We start from the raw sequence: 22,217 nt of genomic DNA, 5'->3' as shown, positions 1-22,217 counted from the left end.
AGAAATAATGAGACTATTTGCTATGTTCTGTTTCATTGTCTTTTCTTATTTAACGCTGCAAAGATACAGCCTTTTTTTAAACCGCCAAATATAAAACGATATTTTTTATACGCTTTTTCTTATAATCTGAAAGAGGAAATACAATTGAATCTATAATTCATTAGTTCAAGAATGATAAAATGTACCGTTATTTGGTTATCCTCAGCTTGTCGATCTCCTTCCCTTCCGTATCCAGTATTTTTATGTTCAACACCCTGGAATCAACTTCCGCCTTCAATACGGTATTATTGGAATTTACAATAATGGGAAACCGAACGTCCTCTTTCGCATCATTCCGTATATAACGGTGAAGATGAGCACAAAGCATAATATCGACACCTGCATTATTCAGTAATGGCATAAACTTTTCAGCCACTTCCTCATTGCCATGCCATCCGCCAAAAGGAGGAATATGACAAACAACCACTTTGAATGGTGCTTCCTTATATTCTTTGCTTTCAAGTACGCCTTTCAACCATTCAGCCTGCTCCGTACGATATTGGTCATAGACAGTTATTCCGGCATACTCCAGGTCTGAATCCGGCTTATCTTCACCGCTATCCAAAATAACGAAACAGACAGGTCCCTGGCGAAACATATAATAGATATGTTCCTGTTTGGGAGAAAAATAGTCCTGGAAAGCCGTTGCGAAAGATCCGCGTGTTTCATGATTACCACGGGTATAATACATCGGTATTTCAGAAGCAAAAAGTTCTGTTGCCTTATCCATAAAGCCTTCGAATATTTCTTTTTCACTATTGAAGATAGATACCATATCTCCATTGAACAGGAACATATCGGTTGTTTTCAGGTCACAATGTGATACAAGCTTTTCCAAAAGATCACTCTTGCCATGAATATCATTAACCATCGCAAAGTTAACCGCTTGCCTGCCATGATCGCTGGTCTGAAACTCTAATGGTTGTTTCCCGTAAACAGAGGTGGCAGCCACATTCCCATATATCACTCGCCAACCGACATGACTCAGGACCTCCTGTGAATATACCCGATACCGATAACGTGTACCCCCCTTCAATCCTTTCAGATGAACTGCATGAACGGTAGATGTCTGCTTTATTCCGTTCTTTGCATTGAAGAACTTCGGACGTTCCGTCTGATAAAAATGTGTCCCGTCATCCGGTGCCAGCTCCACCCAACCTACCGATGGTTTATTGACCGTCCAGACGATTGTCACTTCATTCTCACCCAGATTTTGCAGATAAGGGGCATGGGTGATTTGGATGTCATCCTGTGAAAAGGCAGGAAGAATAGCCAATAACAAAAAGAAAAAGAAAAGATTGATCTTATTCATGGTATTATTTTAAGTTATTAATGATTTGAATTTTACAAAGATATTCAGTTCATCGCTCCTTTACAAGAAAATAAGTAGTATAAAAAAGAGGCATATCCATCGCGGACACGCCTCTCGTCTTTACTGACTATAATTTACAAATTAATTTCCTTTAAACGGATTCTGTTCAGATTCACTGATAACAGTATTCTGTGTGAATTCCAATTGTGGAATCTGATACAGGAAGCGGTAGTCATTAGACGGCAAATAACCGTAAGGAGCTTTATCGGTCGGATTATAGTTATCCAGGAAATTCAAGCCCAAAGAGAAATGACCTGCCGGATCTTCCGTGGTTGCAGCATAACGATAAAGCGGTTTCTGCAAACGCATCAAATCATACATACCTGTTACACCTTCTCCTAATAATTCCTTACGGCGTTCTACATAAATAGCTTCCAAAAGTACATCTTTATCAACTGCCGTGGTCGGTTTAGCCACTTCACGAGCGTTTTGCAACGTATTCAGATGAGACAAAGCTGCTCCCAGGTTGTTCAGGTTAGCTTCAGCTTCCGCCATGATCAATAACATTTCAGCACTACGCATGTAGCAAAATTCAGGATAGGTATGTCCCTGAGGAGAACCATTGGCATCACCATAATATTTGAATTTGTTATATGCCCATTTAGCCCTTGTTTCCTCATTACCATTAGCTGTACGATGCCAGAACATAACGGGTTTCACATCAGCATCTGTCACACCTTCGGTTTTTGTACATTTACTGCCACGGAAATCAGTTTCGTCAAACAATTGTACATACCTGGAATCAACAAATAAGTTGATGAAGCTATAAATCGGACCATCAGTCATACCTTCACCATAACTCGGATCCTGATTATACCAATAGTTAAACTCTGTATTGGAACTAATATTAGACAAGTTTGTAAACTTAATTCCCCAGATAACTTCCTTACATCCGTCTGAGATTAGATTATCAAATCCACTACACCATTCCGTTTTAGTCATCAATGAAGAATGATTGTCATACAACTTCTTTGCTTCCGTCAGTGCATTATTCCAGTCACCCATCACCTGATATACACGAGCCAGATAACCGGCAGCAACTTCAGCATTCACACGCCATTCTTCGATACGTTCAAAAGAAGCCAGCAGAGATTCTGCATCTTTAAGATCCTTGATCACCTGCTGATAACCTTGTTCTACAGTAGAAAAAGGCATGGAATCAGGATCATCGGAAGACAAACGAAGAATAACACCACGTTTATCTTTAGCAATAGCATAAGTCTGCTGATAATTCAAAAGTAGATTGAAATAAGCGATACCACGCATGGCCAGGCACTGTCCTTTCAATTCAGCTTTCTCAGCTTCACTACCTGTCGCTTCGGGAAGTGCATCAATAATGACATTTACCTGGTTGATAATTTTATACATATTTGTCCAGATTCGTTTTGCATAGTCACCAGCAGATTGCGTACGACCTTCGCTAAAACGATAGTGATCTTCTACCGAACCACCGTAATTCTTTGTACTCAGGATATCTGCACCCAGCAAATCATATCCCATGCACAGCCCGGTAACACCAGCATAACAAGCATCGTTCTGACTGCTGGCACCGGATTCACCTAATAATAAATATTTATAAGTACCGGTCAACGACATATTCAATCCCGTCGTACTGGAGAGGATGGTTGATTCATCTACATCCGTTGATGAATTGGTAGTCAATTCCCCCGTACAATTGCTCAGAGAGATCGCCAATAAAGCAATTGCTGTAAATTTAAATGTTCTATATAATCTTTTCATACTTCGACTTAATTAAAATGTTACCTGAATACCTGCCATATAAACTCTTCTTGATCCCTGAACACCATTATCGGTTTCGGTATTACCATTGTAGTTATTACCTAACACACCGGTTTCCGGTTCGCTGTGACGTTTAGCAGCCGGTCCGAATGTACACAGGTTGTCACCTGTCAGGTAAACACGAGCATTGGCAATACCCAGTTTCTGAGTCAACATTTTCGGAATCGTATAGCCCAATGTAACGTTTCTCAAACGCAGAAAGTCGTTGTTGAACAAGAAGAAATCCGTACGTTTCACATTCAAGCTGGCATTAGCGGAAGACAGACGGGAGAACTCAGCCTGATCACCCGGTTTTTCCCAACGTTTTCCTTCCACCAGGTCCTGAATCATGCCTACGCCATCCAAACCTGCTGTACGTTCCAACCAGGTATAATCGTACATAGTAGCTCCAAACGAAGCATAGAACATGAATGACAAGTCAAATCCTTTATAATTAAATGTATTGGTAATAGATCCGAAAGCAGTCGGAATAGCTGATCCGCACCATTGGTAATCATTCATGGTCACATCCGAATAGTTTTCAGTTGTTTTCCATCCGCCATTACCATCCTTGATCAGATAAAGACGATTACCATTGTCCGGATTTACACCGGCATGTTTCGGCATGTAAAATTCATACAATGAATGTCCTTCTTCCAGTTTATAGGTTGCACCACGATTTGCATAAGTATAAGCACCACCAGGCAAATAAGTTACTTCATTGTCCAAAGTAGAGAAGTTTAAGTCAATATTCCACTGGAACTCCTTATTCTTAATAGCGGCAGCGCTTAAAGTAATTTCAAAACCACTGTTACGGACATTACCTAAGTTCGTATTGTAACCGGCAGCATCCCCAACCTGTGCTGACAACGGCAGGTCACGATAATACAACAAATCTTTTGAACTGCGTGAATAATATTCGATTGTTCCACTCAGACGATTCAGGAAAGAAAAGTCTACTGCAATGTTATATTGTTCGTTTCGTTCCCATTTCAGGTTTGGAGTGGCAATAGTCATCGGCTTGTAACCAGCTGCACCAAACAGGTTTTCTTTTGTATAATAAGCCTGGTAAGCATACAGAATTTCATCTCCAGCCTGCCCGTTACCTGCATTACGAGGATATAACTTATCATTACCCGACGTACCATAGCTACCACGAAGAGAAAGATTATCCAACCAACTGCTTGTATTTTCCATGAATTTTTCTTTCGAGATTCTCCAGGATGCACCTACAGAGAAGAAGTTACCCCAGCGACTATCTTTGCTGAAACGGGAAGATCCGTCACGACGGAAAGAAGCCGACAAGTAATATTTGTTCTGGAAATTATAATCCGCCTTACCAAAGAACGACAGCAAAGAATAACGATTGCGCCAGGAGTTAATTTCCCAATTAGTTGTTGTTGAAGCCGTTTCAAATTGACCTATCTGCATGATACCTTCACCATAACTATAGTCATACTGTTGGTTATAGTGATAAAACTCATGACCTAACATAAGATCCAGATTATGTTCACCAAAAGATTTATTCCAGGTCAACAAATTATTCCAGGTTACAGACTGAGTCTTGTAATTAGTACGGGAAGCCCAACCACCATTTGTAAGCACTGTAACACCGTATGGCTGCTGTTGTCCTTGTCCGTGAACAGCTGAACCATATTGATATTGCGTTTCCGTAATATCATCCAGGTTTACATTCGTCTTGAATTTTATATCGAAAGGCAGATTCAGACCTGCAAAATAGTGAGCTGTCAGCATGCCACCTTCTTTATTGTTAAAGTCGTCATCATTAGGGTTATTCCAATAGTCACCGGAATTAGCCAAACTGTGTATACCAAAGAAGTTTGCTGTATTTTCACCAAAATCATAGATACGCTTTCCTGTCTTTTCGGAAGTATACCAAGCAGTGTTATCTTCGTTACGCAACCAAGGTGAATTCAATGTATTTGTATATACAGTAGCACGGGTTGCACCGGAGATATTCTGACGTGAATAGCTATAAGCCAGGCTTCCACCCATATTCAACCAATTCGTCAACTCGGTAGTAACACTGGCACGGAATGAATAACGTTTATAATACTGGTTATTAGCATACCCCTTATCATTCAAATAAGATAAAGATGTGAAATAATTGGTTTTGCCATCTTGTGTAGCACCACTGACATCAATGCCGTAATCCTGACGCAATTTTCGTGAGAACAAAGCACCATACCAGTCATAATCGCTTTCATCCCACACCATTTCCAGGTCCGGGTTAGTCCAGCAATTACCATCGCCATCATGCAGTACATAATTGGAAGCATCGCCTGTCCATTTAAACGGAGTGACATATACAGTTTCTCCCTTTGAGTTTACACGCGGATTGACAGCACGTGACAATAGATTAGCAGAAGCATAATCACCGGCCGTCTTTGAATCCAGACCTTCTACATAGTGTTTGTCATTATAAATACCACGCCACAAATTAGTTAATTGCTGGTAGGGATCTGCCTTTTTAGGATTTGCTACCGCATTGTCGGAAGTACCCCAAGCACCACGGAAATTTATAACCGGCTTACCGACTTTACCTTTTTTAGTTGTAATTACCACGACTCCGTTTGCTGCACGTGAACCGTACAGTGAAGAAGCGGCAGCATCCTTCAAAACAGTCATTGACTCAATGTCTGAAGGTGAAATAGAATTTATACTACCGTCATAAGGCATACCATCCACCACATATAACGGAGTTGTCTTACCGGACATAGAACTGATACCACGAATCTGGATACGAGTTTCACCACCCGGGTTACCTTCATTATTGGAAACATTCACACCGGCACTCATACCTTGTAAGGCTTCCGTAAAGCTAGTAGCAGAAATTTTTTCCAGTTGATCAGACTTTACCACAGAAGCAGAACCTGTAAAAGAGGACTTTTTTGCTGTACCATAAGCAACAACTACGACCTCATCCAAATCCTGAGTATCGCTTGTCAGCTTTACTTTTATTGAACTTTGTCCATTCCAAACAACCTCCTGTGTCTGTAATCCGACAAAAGAAACAACAAGAACATTTCCTTTTTGAATACCATCCAATACAAAATTACCATCCATATCCGTAATTGTACCATAGGAAGTACCTTTGATAGAGATAGAGGCACCGGCAACCGGCCCCATTTCATCCTCTACGAAACCTGTAACTTTGTTTTTCTGCTGCGTGATCGTAGCACCTAATGAGGTCGGAATCACAACGGCATTAATAGTCCCGGCTGAACCAAATACAGTAGCCAGAAGTAATGCCTTAACCAGTCTCGAGTTTGTCAACATAAGCTAAAATTACAATTAAACGATTAAACCTATTTTAACTACGCGATAGCGTTCACAAATACTCTGATTTGATTTAAAATAAGAGACTGACTTTCTGAACTTTAATACTATCGAGGAAATACCTGATCTCCAGAAAAGCATTTAAATACTTAAATTAAATGCCATAGTCTCTATAGAACTATTGTCTTGTTTTTTAGAATAAAGTAGGTTTTGTTAAATTCTTGAAGCATGCATAAATATACAAGAATACTTATTTTATCTCTACTAATATCGATATACCAATGGCAATAAACAACTTAAGGTTGTTTTTATATAATACACACCTTGCATCTCTTTGGGATTACTTATGTTAAAATTCTTAACCAATAACATTTTAACGGTATAATTAAACTCAAATTAAATAATATTACTATATTTGTCTCCTGGAATATATGAGTTCTATAGAAACTATGGTATTCAAGACATAAAAAAGGAGCCCCTAAAAGTTCCTTCTTACTATTAATAGTAATCTAGTTTTTACTGCCCGCTCCAGGGATTCTGATCAGCCTCTGAGATTGCATCGTTATTAAGGATTTCCATTTGAGGAATCTGACAGAAGAAACGGTAATCATTCGATTCAAGAATCCCCACAGGTTGAAGATCACTGACATTATATCCATTCAAGTATTGCATACCCCATACATAATGCCCGGCAGGATTTGCTGTCGTTTCACCATAACGCACCAATCGCTTCTGCAAACGAACCAGATCATAAAAACCTGCCTGTCCTTCACAAATCAGTTCTTTACGACGTTCTTTGTAGATATCTTCTAATAATGAATCCCCACCACTATTGGTAGTCGGAGTCGCATTACGTGCAACCTGCAAACGATTCAATAAAGTAAGAGCCTCTCCTGTACTACCTTTCTGTGCAGCAGCCTCCGCCATAATCAGCAACATTTCAGCACCACGCATCAAGCACACTTCAGGACGGGTAGCACTTTGGATCACACTTCCTCCATCTTCTCCATAATGTTTATACTTATCGAACGCCCATTTTGTATTGATTTCTTTGTTTGCATTCTTTGTTCGTTTCCAGAACTGATAGCGGTCTTCCTTTTCTTCAAATAATTTCACAAACTGCTCATCCACAAAGTAATCCAGGAAAGAATAGATCGGCCCATCCGCATAACCTTCACCATAACTTTCGTCCTGATTGTACCAGAAGTTAAACTGCGTACTACCTCCCAGGTTGTTATCGGCTGTATACTTCATCGCCCAAACCACTTCCGGATAATTGCCGCTGATCATATCGTCGAATCCCGAACGATACTGTTCACGCGTCATCAACTGACTATGGTTGTCATAAACGATCTTCGCTTCATTGTAAGCCCCTTCCCAGTTCTGCATCACCAGATATACACGAGCCAGAATACCGGAACAGATCTCCGAATTAATTAACCATAAGTCTGTCGGATGATAATCAGCAAGCAACGACTTTGCAGTGGTAAGGTCAGATACGATCTGAGTATATATTTCCTCCACAGTTGAAAAGCCTTTATGAGCCTCATCAGTGGAAGATGTACGCAAAATCACACCCCGTTTGTTTTTTGCAATAACATACGTCTGCTGGTAATTCTGAATCAAATGGAAGTATTGGATTCCACGCATAGCCAGTGCCTGCCCTTTAATATGCTTCTTTTGCGTTTCATCACCGCTGGCATTATCTACATTGGTCAGGATGATGTTAGCACGGTTGATCACGTTATAGCACATCGACCATATCTTGGATGCATTCCCATCCGCCTGAGTCTTTGAGTTCGAATATTGATAAGCCGTTACCTGGTCGCCACCCATATTAGTATGGCTCACGATATCCGCACCTCCTGCATCGACATACATTTGGAAACCCGGAAGCCCGGCATATACACGATCGCCTTTATCCGTATTAAAATACAACTGTTTATAAGCCGAGGTCAATACTTTTTCCAGCTGGGATATATTCTCGAGCACATCCGTATCATTCACTTTCACATACGAACTGGTTGTCAGATCGTCATCACATCCTGTCAGGGTAAAACCTACAAAAACGAGGGACAGGAAGGATATGTTTATAAATAATCTTTTCATAAATATCTTTTTTGCATTTATAATGTGATTTGAATACCGACCATATACAGTCTTCTTGAACCCTGAATACCGTTATCCGTTTCAGCGTTACCATTATAACTGTTACCCATTACACCTGTTTCGGGATCTGTAAAGCGCTTCTTTGCCGGTCCGAAAGTCAACAGGTTATTACCTGTCACATACACACGCAGGTTTTCCACCAATGCCTTACGGCTGATATTCTTTGGCAAAGTATAACCTAAAGTCAGGTTTCTCAGACGCCAGTAATGGTTGTCAAACACAAAATTATCGGCATATTTAACTGTTGCGCCATATTGAGTATACGACCAACGGGGGATAAGTGTTCCCGCATCACCCGGCTGCCTCCAGCGGTCTTCCACCAATTCTTGTACGACACCTACACCCGGACGGTTCATAATACGTTCTTTATAGGTATAGTCAGAAATCTTTGATCCATAAGAATAATAGAACATAAACGACAGGTCGATCCCTTTAAACTGGAAGTTGTTGGTGATAGAACCAAATACTTTAGGAATAGCGGAACCACAATATACAAAATCATCAGTAGTTACTTTCGCCTGATCTTCCGTACGCACCCAACCGCCATTACCATCACGGATCAACCAACCCGGCAGACCTGTTTCAGGATTCACACCGTCATATTGAGGAGCGATAAATTCGTAGATAGACTTACCTTCTTCCATTTTATAGGTACAAGCCGTACCGGCATAGGTATAAGCACCAGTCGGCAGATAAGTAACCTCATTCTTTAAGGTACTCATATTAGCATCGATATCCCATCTGAAATCTTTTGAAGTAAAGATGTTGGCATTGACAGTTATTTCAACACCACTATTACGAAGGTCACCGATATTCATATTATATCCGGAAGTAGCACCTACCTGGGCCGACAGAGGCAATTCTTTATAATACAACAGGTCATGGGATGTACGGGAATAATATTCCACCGTACCGCTCAGACGACTGAGGAAAGAAAAGTCCAAACCTACGTTCCATTGCTTATTGCTCTCCCATTTCAGATCCGGAGTCGGAGTTGTGGAAGGCTTCAAACCTGATTTCAGGTAAAGGTCGTCACTTTCGTAAGTTCCCTGATAACCATATAATACTTCATCACCTGCTTTACCGTTACTAGCGTTACGTACGATCAATTTATCGTTACCGGTCGTACCATAACTGGCGCGAAGTACCAGATTGTCAATCCATTTTGCATCTTCCAGGAAACCCTCTTTCGATATTCTCCAGGAAGCACCGGTCGACCAGAATGTACCCCAACGGTTATCGGAACTGAAGCGGGAAGAACCATCCTCACGAATAGAGGCAGAGAGATAATACTTATTCAGGAAATTATAATCCAACTTTCCAAAGAATGATAACAAAGAATACTTATCACGGCCTCCCCATACACCAAAATTTTTGGTTGTATTCGATAACTCGTATTTACCTAATTCCATGATTCCTTCACCCCAACCTTGCTCATAGTGGGAATCCCAGGTATACCACTCGTGACCAGCCATAGCGGAGATATTATGATCACCGATCGACCAGTCGCCCGACAACACATTATTCCAGGTAGTAGAGCGCTTATTGAAATCATAACGGCTGGCATAACCTCCATCCGCCAGGATAGAAATTCCATAAGGAGCAGTCTGACCACTACCATGCACAGCAGATGTATACACCATTGAACGACTCCAATAATCGTCGATATTCAAAGCAGAACGGAACTTTAGGTTATACGGCAATTTAAACTCTGTGTTAAACTGAGCCGAAAGAATATGCCCCATATTATTATCAAAACTATCATCATTCCCATTATCCCAATAGTCACCCGAATTGTTCAGGACATGCGCTCCAAAGAAGTTGTTGGTATATTTACCATAGTCGTACATTCTTTTTCCGGTCTTTTCCGAAACCACCCATCCTGTATTATCCTCGTTACGCAACCAGGGAGACGACAGTGTTGTCGTAAAGTTTGCAGCACGGCTGGCACCTCCCGATACATTTTGGCGATGACGGGAATATGACAAGCTACCTGCAACTTTCCACCAGTCGAACAGTTCCGTACTTAAATTCGTACGGAAAGAATACCGTTTGTAATACTGGCGATTTCCATACCCCTGATCATCCAGGTAACCACCGGAGAAGAAATATGAAGTCTTACCATTTCCGGTTTGCCCACTTATATCCACACTATAATCCTGACGTAGTTTTCGGGAGAAGATGGCCTTATAAACATCCCAGTCGTCTTCATCCCATACATATTCCAGATTAGGATTCATGTAAGGATTTCCGTTACCGTCATGCAAAACATAATCTTCGTTGATGTATCTAAACGGGGTCACATAAATAGTTTCACCCTTTGAATTTCTCGTTGCTTTTACCTGCTTGGTCAATGCCTGGGAAGATGCATAATCGCCGGCAGCCTTGGCATCCATGCCGTCGTAAAGCAATGCATCGTAATACAATGCATACCAGGTATTTTCCAACTGTTGATAAGGATTAGCCTTTTTAGGGTTCTTTACCGCATTGTCGGAAGTACCCCACGCCCCGCGGAAATTAATCTGAGGTTTAGCTGATTTCCCCCTCTTGGTAGTAATCATCACAACACCATTCGCAGCACGCGAACCATACAAAGAGGTTGCCGCAGCATCCTTCAACACCGTCATCGATTCGATATCCGTCGGATTGATCTGGTTAAGACCACCATCGTAAGGCATACCATCCACAATATACAAAGGATCAGCCTTTCCGGACATAGAAGCAATACCACGAATTTCGACACGAGCTTCAGCACCGGGGTTACCTTGTACGTTTACAACATTCACACCGGCCGACATACCTTGTAATGCTTCAGTAAAACCGGTACCCATTACCTTTTCCAGTTTCTCTGCTTTCACAACAGAGGCCGACCCGGTAAAGGTCGATTTCTTAGCTGTACCATAAGCAACAACCACAACTTCATCCAAATCCTGTGTCGCATCACTCAACTTGACATTTAAGTTGGCTTGCCCGTTCCACGTAATCTCCTGCGTAGCCAAGCCGACAAAAGATATTACAATAACCGATCCCCGCCGGACATTATCCAGGGTAAATCGACCGTCGGTATCGGTAATCGTACCGACAGAAGTTCCTTTTACTACGACAGAAGCACCGGCTATGGGCCCCATATCGTCAGAGACAAGGCCTGAGACCTTATTTCCCTGTTGCACTACCATCGTTTCGGGACTTGTTGGAATAGCTGCAACTACAGTACCCGCAGCTCCAAACAATACAGAAAACATTAGTGATTTAATTAGTTTTGAGTCTGTCCACATAGTTAAATTCAAGACTTTAATTAAATAATTTTAATCATAACAGTATTCATTTCATTAGAGGTTACACTTCTCTCCTCAAAAAGCGCCAGGTCCATACGCACTAAAATAAAGTTCACAAAATCAAGACACACAACTTTTTACCCACAAACACCAACCTATTTATCTTGACTAAACACACCGTACTTTCTTCAACAAATATAATCTATCATTAATAACCGCAAGCATAAAAATATACATTTAATACTTTATTCCTCACTATTTAACAATTCTTTGTTAAGAAAAGTAACTCCATAAAAACTCCTAACCTATCAAATACAATAAGTATATGAGATCAATAAACCCGCTCCACCAATAACGGGCTTTAACATATAAAACCGTGATGTTCCATACCGATGACAGATGACAGATTCAGTTGCAGATAAAAACAGCTATCTGCAACCGTTTACATCCTAATAACCAAACAAATACAAACAACAGTTGCAGATGACAGATAAATTCGGAAAACTTTATGATAGAAAACTTACTTAGCTAAAATTTGTCACACAGGCAACCACTATATCCCTTCCCGGCACCTTTTATTGCATAGCCAGGGAGTTTCTAAATCAAAAGTCCCCGCTACTTATTATTACCCTGTACAGGGTAGCTATCCAAAGTGTACAGGATGAATAATCAGGGTGTACAGGATAATCAGACAAGATGTACAGGGTATATTTAATAAGTAAGGACTTTGGTATTAATAAGTCATGAGGAAAGACTTAGTTAGTCATAGGTTTATGCTTAACTGGTAACGGGAAAGAAAAAGCGGCAACCCGGAACATACCGGATTACCGCTTTATATCGCAAGATGTTTAATACTTATTTATCGCACCAACTATTAGTTGTTTTCGGGACGAAGTTTACGAACAACAGCACCGGCACGCCACATTTCGCTTTCACGAAGTGCTTTCAGTTCTTTTTCAAGACCTTCACGGTAGTCAGGTTTGCTGTTAGTATCGATAGAACGCTGTGCTTCGTTACCGCATGCAACTTCGCTATACAATTTCTGGAATACAGGTTTTGTGGCATCGTGGAACGGGCCCATCCAGTCCAAAGCACCGCGCTGTGCAGTAGTTGAACAGTTTGCATACATCCAGTCCATACCATTTTCTGCGAACAAAGGCATCAACGACTGTGTCAATTCTTCTACTGTTTCATTGAATGCTTCAGAAGGTTCGTGACCATTTTCACGCAGTGTTTCGTACTGAGCAAGCAGCAATCCCTGGATTGCACCCATCAAAGTACCACGTTCGCCGGTCAGGTCGGAATATACTTCTTTCTTGAAAGTTGTTTCGAACAAGTAACCTGAACCCACACCGATACCCAGTGCAATTACACGATCCCATGCTTTGCCTGTTGCATCCTGGAAGATTGCGTAGCTTGAGTTCAAACCACGGCCCTGCAGGAACATACGACGAAGTGAAGTACCCGATCCTTTCGGAGCAACCAGGATTACGTCTACATCGGCAGGAGGGATGATGTTTGTACGTTCTTTATAAGTAATACCGAAACCGTGAGAGAAATACAAAGCCTTACCCGGAGTCAGGTATTTTTTGATACGCGGCCATACTTCAATCTGTGCGGCATCTGAAAGCAGATACTGTATGATTGTCGCTTTTTCGCAAGCTTCTTCGATATCGAACAGTGTTTCGCCCGGTACCCAACCGTCTGCAACGGCTTTTTCCCAAGTCTTACCACCTTTACGTTGTCCTACAATTACGTTAAAACCGTTGTCGCGCAAGTTCAGGCTCTGACCCGGACCTTGTACGCCATAACCTATCACAGCGATAGTTTCGTCTTTCAATACTTCTCTTGCCTTTTCCAACGGAAATTCTTCGCGGGTTACTACATTTTCGTCAACGCCGCCAAAATTCATTACTGCCATTTTCTTTTTACTATTAAAATGTATATAAAATAATTTGTCTCTTTCTATATGGTTATTTCCAGGTAACGGCGGCACGGCTGATCGCTTTGCCGTCATTACATATTGCCATATTATATTTGTCTGCGGATACTTCCTGATGATGAAGGGTCAACTCCATACCGTATTTACCTTCAGACTGATAAGCTATTTCGAAACGGCTTATCTCTTTTTCACGGAACATGCCGATATCGAACAGGTCGAGCAGATGCTCCATATATTTGATACTGTTCAGATGACCGTTCACATCGAGATCGCTGTATTTCACACGATAGGACTCACCGGGTATGTTGTTTTCTACCGGGGCGATCTTACCGGGTTTCTCGATCGGACAGGGACGGTCGGTGACATAGACACTCAGCCCTTCTACATCGAGCAAGGTCGGACGACGGGTTTCCACATCGATAGCCGCCCAGATAGAACGGGCAAAGCCGAATGTTTTACCTTCTCCGTTCACCAGTTCGAAACAGCGGCTGGTAAATAACTTTCCGACTTCATCGACCCAGGTATATAAGGTTACGGACTCGGACATAGCCGGATAGGAAGTCATTTCGATTGCCAGACGGGAAAGCACCCATGCGGTATGCCTTTCGGTCATGTCGTTATAACCGAATCCACGGTCGGCGGCATGACAAGAAGCGGCGTGCAGCAAATAAGTTCCGATCATCGGAATAGTGATGCGGCCCCGAAAGTCCATTAGATAGGACTCGGTTACGAAATGAAATTCTCCTACTTTGTTCTTCTCCATAATCTTCTTTTTACAAGGGACGAAGTCCTTCTGTTTGTATTAATGTTTATCCTGCAACTTCTTTTCCATCGAGGACAGCATATCGCTCAGACGCTCTACCTTACTCTTCGTAATCGCAACACGACCGGAACGGATGAATTGCAACACACCGATCGTCTCACTCAGTTCTTTGAACAAGGCTTGTGTTTCATCATAATGACCACTCTTTTCGAGTACGACACAGCTCTCGTTCATTTCGAGGATACGGGCATTATACTTACGGATCAGATCTTCTACCGTACCCATCTTGATAAAGAGTTCGGTACTCAGTTTGTAAAGAGCTATTTCCTGGTAAACCAGGTCCTCATCCGTATTATAATAAGCTTTCAGAATATCCACACGTTTGTCGATCTGCTTAACGACCTTATCGATCGTATCTTCGTCGGCAAAGGTAGTAATTGTAAACTTATGTATTCCCTTTATAGCAGAGGGAGAAACAGAAAGCGTCTCAATATTCAGTTGCCGGCGCGTAAAGATAACGGTTATCTGGTTCAGAAGACCTACTGTGTTTTCTGAAAAGATAATAACGGTATATAAATTTTTCGTATTCATAATTGTTCCTCCTTACTTAGCACCTAAAATCATATTCGTAACGCTTCCTCCGGCCGGAACCATCGGATATACCATTCCACAGGTTTCCACGTTGGCAACCAACAGGTAAGCGCCGTCATGGTTAAGCATTTCTTCTATTGCACCGTCCAGTTCTTCACGGCTGTCAACAGCGCGGGAAGCAATACCGAATGCCTTGGCTATCGCGACAAAGTCCGGATTTTTCATGATGGTGTTCGAATAACGTTCCTGGAAGAACAATTCCTGCCACTGGCGTACCATACCGAGGAAATTATTATTAAGAACGATGATCTTCACATTCAGTTCTTCCTGCATGATGGTTCCCAGTTCCTGGATAGTCATCTGGATACCACCGTCGCCGGTAAAGAAACAAACCGTACGGTCGGGAGCACCCAGTTTGGCTCCGATAGCAGCGGGAAGACCGAAGCCCATCGTACCCAGACCTCCTGAAGTTACCACACTACGGGTTTGTTTATATTTGAAGTAACGGACACCCATCATCTGGTTTTGACCTACATCGGTAACCAGGATGGCATCATTGCCGGTTGCTTCGGATACTTTACGTACTACTTCACCCATCTTCAACTGACCTTCGGTAGGGAAAAGTTCCTTACGGATCACTTTTTCTTCTTCTTCCTTTTCATCCGGCTCAAACTCGGCATTCCATTCGGGACGCTTCCGTTCTTCCAATAAAGAGGTGATCATCGGAATGGTGTGTTTGGCATTACCCAATACCTTTACATCAACAGGTACATTCTTTCCGATTTCCGAGTTGTCGATATCCAGATGGATAATTTTTGCCTGCTTGGCGTATGTCTTCAAATCGCCGGTTACACGGTCGTCGAAACGCATACCGATAGCGATCAACACATCACATTCGTTTGTCTTCCGGTTAGGTCCTACATTTCCATGCATACCAAGCATACCTTTATGTAAGGGAAAGTCGGAAGGAAGTGCCGACAATCCTAATACGGTCGAACCGGCAGGTATATCGTTTTTCTCCAAAAAGGCTTTCAATTCCTCTTCTGCCCCTCCCAGGATAACCCCCTGGCCTACCAGACAGAATGGTTTCTTTGAACCATTGATCAGAGCGGCAGCGGCTTCAATACGTTCCTGCTTGATATCCGGCTCCGGCTGATAACTGCGTATATAATTTACCTTTTCGTATTCATAATCCACCAAACCTACTTGTGCATCTTTGGCCAGGTCAAGTACTACCGGACCGGGACGTCCCGTCGATGCGATATAGAAAGCACGGGATACGGCCCAGGCTATTTCTTCCGGCTTACGGATCTGATAGGCCCATTTAGTGATTGGTTGCGTAATACCGATTACGTCGACTTCCTGAAAAGCGTCGGTACCCAGCAGTGGAGACGGAACTTGTCCGGCAATTACTACCATCGGCGTACTGTCCATCAACGCATCGGCAATACCGGTAATGGTATTTGTTGCTCCTGGTCCGGAAGTAACCAACGTTACCCCCACTTTACCGGAAACGCGGGCATATCCCTGAGCCGCATGTGTTGCACCTTGTTCATGGCGTACCAGAACGTGTTTCAATTGATCTTTATAGTCATATAAACTATCATATATAGGAATTGCCTGTCCACCCGGATAACCGAAGATAGTATCTACTCCTTCAGCGATCAGCGCTTTCAGCAAAGCTTCCGAACCGGTTATCTTTTGTTTATCCATCTCTAAATTATAGTATTTGGTGTTTTATTAATCTTCTACAATTCGTACACCGCCTTTATCGGCCGAAGCAACCATCTTTGCGTATGCCTTCAGTGCTTTCGATACCGTACGCTGGCGGAAAGGAGGAGTAAAGGCTTTCGGTCCGCGGGCTTCTTCTGCCTGACGGCGCTTGGCGAGTTCTTCATCGCTAACCTTTACGTTTATGGTTCTCTCAGGTATATTAATTTCAATAATATCGCCGTCTTTCACTAAGCCAATCGCTCCACCTGCTGCTGCTTCGGGAGAAATATGTCCGATTGACAAACCTGATGTTCCACCGCTGAAGCGTCCGTCTGTGATCAATGCACATTCCTTACCCAGGTGTTTACTCTTTATATAAGAGGTAGGATACAACATTTCCTGCATACCCGGACCACCCTTCGGACCTTCATAGGTGATAACGACGACATCGCCGGAGACGACTTTGTCTTTAAGGATACCCTCGCAAGCAGCATCCTGCGAATCGAAAACTTTTGCCGGACCTGCAAAACGGAAGATACTTTCATCTACCCCTGCCGTTTTGACAACACAACCATCCTGCGCTATATTTCCGTAAAGAACAGCCAGACCACCATCTTTTACATAAGCATGTTCCACATCACGGATGCAACCGGCAGTACGGTCTGTATCCAATTCCTTATAATAGCTTTCCTGTGATCCGAGCACCAGATTGAAACGGTGTGCCGGAGCACTTTTATAAATATTGACAGCTTCTTCCGTTACGTTTACGGATGTGATACAATATTGGTCGATCGCCTGTCCCAAGGTCAGTCCGTCCACACGCTTCACCGAATCATCCACCAGACCGGCTTTTACCAATTCATTCATGATACCCATAATACCTCCTGCACGGTTCACATCTTCCACATGATAGGAACAGCTCGGAGCCACTTTACAGATAACCGGGGTTTTACGGGAAAGCATATCGATATCTTTCATGGTGAAATCGGCTTCCGCTTCATGGGCTATTGCCAGTAAGTGAAGGACTGTATTGGTAGATCCTCCCATTGCAATATCGAGTGACATCGCATTCAGGAATGCTTGGCGGGTGGCAATGCTACGGGGTAATACAGAATCATCCCCGTCACGATAATATTTAAACGCATTATCCACGATCATTTTGGCAGCCTTTTTAAACAGGCGGGTACGGTTGGCATGAGTAGCCACCACTGTACCGTTACCGGGAAGAGCCAGACCGATCGCTTCATTCAGACAATTCATCGAATTAGCAGTAAACATACCGGAACAACATCCGCAGGTCGGACAAGCCGAACGTTCAACCTTCTCTACCTGTTCATCGCTCACTGAATCATCGGCAGCTTCGATCATAGCATCGATCAGGTCGAGTGCACGACCATCCAGGTTACCGGCTTCCATTGGGCCTCCTGATACAAATATGGTTGGAATGTTCAGGCGCATACTGGCCATCAGCATACCCGGAGTGATCTTGTCGCAGTTGCTGATACATACCATAGCATCTGCCTTATGCGCATTCACCATATATTCGACGCTATCTGCAATAATGTCGCGGGAAGGAAGGGAATAAAGCATTCCGTCGTGTCCCATGGCAATACCGTCGTCGATAGCGATCGTATTGAATTCTGCGGCAAAGCAACCGAGCTTTTCAATCTCCGCTTTCACCTGCTGTCCGATCTCGTGCAGATGCACATGTCCCGGGACAAACTGGGTAAATGAATTCACAATGGCTATAATCGGTTTACCGAACTGCTCTTCTTTCATGCCGTTGGCACGCCACAAAGCACGGGCGCCGGCCATGCGTCTACCCTCTGTGCTATATGAACTTCTTAACGGATTCTTCATCATATTTGTTTTTATCTTTTAGTCAATAAAAAAGCCCTTCTCTATATGGAGAAAGGCTTAAGAAATATCATTTACGACTTCACAACTTCTTACACACCTTTCTCCTTACCTACTAATGACTAGAAGGACCACCACGAGAATAATATGTAATACATTGTTCATCATCTTTTCTTATCGTCTTTAATTTGTTTGACGCTGCAAATGTAGAACAATAATTTATATGAGCAAAGGATTTAAAAGAAAAATCTTACTTTTTCTTTCATTTATCAATAAAACAACAACCAACCCTTGCATTTTAACAGAAAAAGCATCGAAGGCCTTACAACCTCCAATGCTTTCATAACTATTTCTTAAAGATTTACGATTTTAACAATGTCATACCAAATCCCGGAGTATCAGCAGGCGTCAAAATACCATTCCTCAATATAGCATGTCCAAAGTCAATATCTGAAGAATAGCAAGTAACTCCTTCTATTGTACAAACATTACCTAAGCCCGAAGCTAAATGCATCGTATATAACGTTTTTACATATTCCCCCCAGTTATGAGGCGAAGCTAGCAATTTATGCTGTTTCAAGGTTGGAATTAACTCTCTCCATCGGCTAAACCCATACCCAATTAAATCCTCCAGATAAACATCCAACAAGCCTTTATCTCCTAGATCAAGAGCCAATGGCAAATCTGGATAAGCCTCTCCATCAGCCAATAAAGTATTCCTCCTCCTGTTATTGCCCAACCAAGTTCTCAAAATTGCATAATCTTTTTCTGTTTCGCGAAATGGTTCTTCAATCCACCATAATGGAACCTCTTCAATCCCTTCCAAATAACGAATAAAAGTATCAATATCATACCCGTCATTTGCATCAACCAAAATATCACAATCCGGGAAATAATCATGTACTAATTTCGTAACTTCAATATCTCGTTTTAATCCTGCTTCAGGTGAAAGCCATTTTTTACCACGACCGATTTTAAGTTTAAATTGCCGATAACCATGTTCATAGTCATATCGACACTCTTCAAATATCTTATCTAAACCGGAAGGATTCTCCTTGGGATCAATATCATCCATATATATCATACCACTGTAGCACTTAGTTGCTAATGGATTCTCCCTACCTAATAATTTATAAACAGGTTTTTCCAATATAACCCCCGCCAAGTCATGGAATGGTATATCAAAAATCAAAGCATCCTTATTCAATGCTCCCTTTTTCACAGAAAAAACATCAGATAATTTTACCCCTTTCAAAGTTGAAAATACCTTTTCTGCATCTTGTTTAGAACCTCTTAACATACCTATACCCTTTGCTCCTTGTCTAGTATATACTGAGCAAATGTTTATCTTCGGTCCATATCCATGAATACCTTTCTGAGCATTTCTTCCTACTAGTCTCGGATATCTTAATTGAACATCCGTAAACTCTATATGATCAAGTATATGATAATTTATGTCTGGATCTACTGGAGTAAAATTACGACTCTCCCCAAATGGCATCGCATTACCTGTAAAATTCGCTAAACCGGTAGTCGCACCAGTAAGTGCCATATAGTTTATAAAACGTCTTCTATTCATTTTTATATAAAATTTACTTGGTGATTAATAATACCCTTCATTCTGTTCTTCTTCGATATTCCCTTTCGGATCAAGTCGGTCAATATGCTTCTGTGGTATCGGCATTAATTTATGATATTCACGAATATTGACAGCCTCTGGATTATATTTCCCCACTCGTTCTACTAATTTTTCCGCACGCATAAGATCCCATTTTCTTATACATTCCCCATTTAACTCACGAGCTCTTTCATCCAGCATAAAATCTATAAAATTATCTTTTATATCATTTACAGTCAACAGCATTTCTGATTCAGTACTTTTTAGAGCATCCTCTTCCTTACCTCCTTCTATCAATAAAAATTCTGTTGGTTTCGATTCACCTTCTTTATATGCAGCTCGTTTTCTTATTACATTTAATAATTCAACAGCTTTCTCATAATTGCCCATTCTTCCATATGCTTCAGCCGCGATAAGATAAGTTTCACCTAAGCGGAATAAATACCAATCCCGACTTCCATTTTCTTCTGCAACAGAAGCTCTCTGGTTGTCATAGAACTTATAATTCTGAGGAAACTTTGCATTCGTTTGCCTATTTCTTGGATAATAATCATATGCTCTAGAAGCATATAAAGCATCCAAATTCGTATTTTCTGGATAACGCTCTACTGTTACCCAGATTGCAGTATCACCTAATTTCATTTTAGGTTTACCCAATAATTCGGGAGATGGAGTAAAAATAATATTGCCATTTTTATCCTTTACTTCTTCCCATTTCTTTATATTACTTTCATTATTACATAGCCATGCGGTTTTAAAAGTTTTATAAAAACGAGCATCATTTTTTCGATCAAATAATTGATAAAGTGTAAAATCAGTTGGTCTGACCCTACGCCAGGGTCTACCATTTTCAATATCGCGTTTCATTCCAGGACTTTCATCATACACCATTGTATAATAAAGATGTATCTTATTCCCTGCATTATTATTATTCAAAAGTAATTTAGAATATTGAACTGCAAAAATGACCTCTTTATTCAACTGGTTATCGATATCCCATAATTTTTTAAAGTCACTTTCCAATGAATAACGATTGCTATTTATTACATCTTCCGCATATTTAGCTGCATTTTCAAAATCAGTACTTTCCTGACCTCTCTGATCGGAGACAGCACTACCTCTAGTCAAGTAAACCAAAGAAAGCAAATGCTCCGCCGCATATTTTGTAGCTCTACCATAATCACTCTGGCTTTCTGGCAAATTTTCTACTGCAAAATGCAAATCTTCAAGGATAAATCTATATACATCAGCAACCGGTGAACGTTTAAAATCTGTTTTAACCTCATATTGTGCATCTTCTATTAAAGGAATCTTCCCAAAAGTCTGAACCAGATAAAAATAATACAATCCTCTTAAGAAGCGAATTTCACCGGAACGAGTCTTTTTTAGATCATCAGACATATCTGAGACATTTGGAATACTCTTCAATACAGCATTCGTCCTACTTACCCCTTTATAATAGTTTTCCCAAAATTGATACAACAAATCTAATTGGGCATTTAGGCTATTCTCATATCTATTAAGCGCCGGTTTCCAACTTCCATCCTGTCCTTCCTGATAAGTATCCGTCCCTAATTGCTGAATCGCATGTAGGTTTTCTCCAGAATAGGCCCATCTTAAAGATGCATAAGCCGCTCCCACCCCAGCTTCTATCCCTTGGGCCGTATTATAATAACTATATCCAACATCTGATATAACTTCTTCTTTCAAATAATCGGCGCAAGAAGTAAAAACACTAAAAATCCCGATTATAAGAGATATTATTATAAAATCCTGCTTTTTCATATCAATAATATTTA

12 protein-coding genes are annotated in these 22,217 nt (G+C 41.5%); all 12 read right to left on the bottom strand.

What is annotated here, in order from left to right; genetic code table 11:
* Positions 1-187: 187 nt before the first annotated feature.
* The 12 genes from M1P97_RS15300 to M1P97_RS15245 all read right to left on the bottom strand — a co-directional run bounded on the left by M1P97_RS15300 (position 188) and on the right by M1P97_RS15245 (position 22,203).
* Entirely contained in the window at positions 188-1,351 is a 1,164-nt protein-coding gene (locus tag M1P97_RS15300; protein WP_195371215.1) for a purple acid phosphatase family protein, read from the bottom strand.
* A gap of 141 nt (positions 1,352-1,492) precedes the next feature.
* On the bottom strand, positions 1,493-3,151 hold the full coding sequence (locus tag M1P97_RS15295; RefSeq protein WP_249389534.1) for a RagB/SusD family nutrient uptake outer membrane protein: 1,659 nt from the start codon (positions 3,149-3,151) through the stop codon (positions 1,493-1,495).
* A 12-nt stretch (positions 3,152-3,163) separates the two neighbouring features.
* Positions 3,164-6,490, bottom strand: a complete 3,327-nt coding sequence (locus M1P97_RS15290; protein WP_249389533.1) for a SusC/RagA family TonB-linked outer membrane protein — start codon at positions 6,488-6,490, stop codon at positions 3,164-3,166.
* 516 nt (positions 6,491-7,006) lie between these two features.
* The gene (locus tag M1P97_RS15285) at positions 7,007-8,599 is read right to left on the bottom strand and encodes a RagB/SusD family nutrient uptake outer membrane protein (RefSeq protein WP_195371208.1); all 1,593 of its coding nucleotides are present in this window, start codon (positions 8,597-8,599) and stop codon (positions 7,007-7,009) included.
* A gap of 17 nt (positions 8,600-8,616) precedes the next feature.
* The gene (locus tag M1P97_RS15280) at positions 8,617-11,901 is read right to left on the bottom strand and encodes a SusC/RagA family TonB-linked outer membrane protein (RefSeq protein WP_249389532.1); all 3,285 of its coding nucleotides are present in this window, start codon (positions 11,899-11,901) and stop codon (positions 8,617-8,619) included.
* Positions 11,902-12,808: 907 nt separating this feature from the next.
* Positions 12,809-13,855 carry a ketol-acid reductoisomerase gene (ilvC, locus tag M1P97_RS15275; protein WP_122357104.1) on the bottom strand — a complete coding sequence of 349 codons (1,047 nt, stop codon included), beginning with the start codon at positions 13,853-13,855 and terminating at the stop codon, positions 12,809-12,811.
* Positions 13,856-13,907: 52 nt separating this feature from the next.
* On the bottom strand, positions 13,908-14,639 hold the full coding sequence (locus tag M1P97_RS15270) for an acyl-[acyl-carrier-protein] thioesterase (protein WP_249389531.1): 732 nt from the start codon (positions 14,637-14,639) through the stop codon (positions 13,908-13,910).
* 39 nt (positions 14,640-14,678) lie between these two features.
* Entirely contained in the window at positions 14,679-15,230 is a 552-nt protein-coding gene (gene ilvN, locus M1P97_RS15265; protein WP_195371202.1) for an acetolactate synthase small subunit, read from the bottom strand.
* Between the two features lie 12 nt (positions 15,231-15,242).
* A complete protein-coding gene (gene ilvB, locus M1P97_RS15260; protein WP_195371200.1) occupies positions 15,243-16,943 on the bottom strand; it encodes a biosynthetic-type acetolactate synthase large subunit in 1,701 nt (566 codons plus the stop codon).
* Positions 16,944-16,970: 27 nt separating this feature from the next.
* Positions 16,971-18,803: a dihydroxy-acid dehydratase gene (ilvD, locus tag M1P97_RS15255; RefSeq protein ID WP_195371275.1), complete on the bottom strand. Its 1,833-nt coding sequence runs from the start codon at positions 18,801-18,803 to the stop codon at positions 16,971-16,973.
* A gap of 358 nt (positions 18,804-19,161) precedes the next feature.
* A complete protein-coding gene (locus tag M1P97_RS15250; RefSeq protein ID WP_249389530.1) occupies positions 19,162-20,379 on the bottom strand; it encodes an enolase C-terminal domain-like protein in 1,218 nt (405 codons plus the stop codon).
* 24 nt (positions 20,380-20,403) lie between these two features.
* On the bottom strand, positions 20,404-22,203 hold the full coding sequence (locus M1P97_RS15245; protein ID WP_249389529.1) for a RagB/SusD family nutrient uptake outer membrane protein: 1,800 nt from the start codon (positions 22,201-22,203) through the stop codon (positions 20,404-20,406).
* Positions 22,204-22,217: the final 14 nt, after the last annotated feature.

The organism is Parabacteroides leei (assembly GCF_023369805.1).
In the GTDB taxonomy this organism is placed as follows: domain Bacteria; phylum Bacteroidota; class Bacteroidia; order Bacteroidales; family Tannerellaceae; genus Parabacteroides; species Parabacteroides leei.
Note: the sequence above shows the minus strand (reverse complement) of the source record. Positions and strands in the feature narration are given on the sequence as shown.